This is a genomic window from Adlercreutzia equolifaciens (assembly GCF_029076695.1).
GTDB classification, from domain to species: Bacteria; Actinomycetota; Coriobacteriia; order Coriobacteriales; family Eggerthellaceae; genus Adlercreutzia; species Adlercreutzia equolifaciens_A.
Window position 1 is genome coordinate 1 of sequence record NZ_JARFIK010000364.1, and the last position, 304, is coordinate 304.

General features: G+C 65.8%; 1 protein-coding gene. It reads right to left on the reverse strand.

Translation table 11 applies throughout. From position 1 onward, the window contains the following. A partial coding sequence (locus PZH32_RS12765; RefSeq protein ID WP_275208630.1) for a hypothetical protein occupies positions 1-304 on the reverse strand: 304 nt, incomplete at both ends.

Below are 304 nucleotides of genomic sequence, written 5' to 3' on the forward strand. Positions count from 1 at the left end.
CGTTGTCGCTGGCGAACTTCGCCCCGAAGGCGGCATCGTTCACCGCCGTGGTGCCCCACAGCGCCTCGAAATCGAGCACCAGGGAGCCGTCCGCCTCCACGGTCAGGTCGGAGCGGTTCAGCGTCTTGGTGAAGCGGTGGCCATCGGGCTGCAGGAACTCCAGATCGATGGAGGTCAAGGTGCCGATGGTGTCCAGTGCCGTGCCGAAGTCCAGACGGCTCGTCTTGAAGCCGCGCACCACGCCGCGATTGACGAAGAGGCCGTCGGTGTCCAGGCCGTCCTCGCTGTAGGCGATCGTCAGCAT